The organism is Oleiphilus sp. HI0043, from assembly GCF_001634935.1.
On the sequence record NZ_LWEY01000691.1, the window covers coordinates 1 to 661 of the forward strand.

Annotated in this window: 1 protein-coding gene; it reads left to right on the plus strand. The window is 46.7% G+C overall.

The window, feature by feature from the left end; all coding sequences use genetic code 11:
* Nucleotides 1-18: 18 nt before the first annotated feature.
* Nucleotides 19-661: response regulator transcription factor (locus A3729_RS08220; protein WP_082882056.1), on the plus strand; the 643-nt coding region annotated here is incomplete at its 3' end.

Here is a 661-nt window from a genome sequence, read left to right on the forward strand (position 1 = left end):
ATCCTGTTCGGAGAACTTATGTACCATTTTCATATCGCAGATGATCATCCACTTTTTCGCAGTGCCTTGTTAGAAATTATTAACGCCCACTTTGAAAACGTTACGATCACTGAATCGTCTGACCTGGAGACGACTCTGGCAGCCATTGCTGAAGACCCGGAGCTAGACCTTTTACTACTTGATCTGCATATGCCCGGCAGCCAAGACCTATTTGGCTTGGTGACAGTACGTGAGAAATTTCCTTCAATTCCGGTTGCTGTCGTGTCTGCTCGTGAAGATGCCGAGACGATAAGTCGCTCAATTGGTCATGGTGCAAGCGCTTATATTCCTAAATCAGCGTCGCCAAAAACTATCTATGAAGCATTGCAGTGCGTGACTGAGGGTGAGAAGTGGGTGCCTGAAGAAGTGCGCAGCCGCCTAAGGCGAATCGATGAAGAAGAGATGGACCTGGCTACCAAGATTGCTTCATTGACCCCTCAACAGTACAAAGTACTTTGCTTCCTGAGGGAAGGCTGGCTGAACAAGCAAATTGGATATGAAATAGGTGTGACTGAAGCAACTGTGAAGGCGCACATTACGGCGATATTTAAAAAATTAGGCGTGAGTAACCGTACACAAGCAGTCATTGTCTTGAGCAAGTTGTCTTTGGATGAGGCGTCTG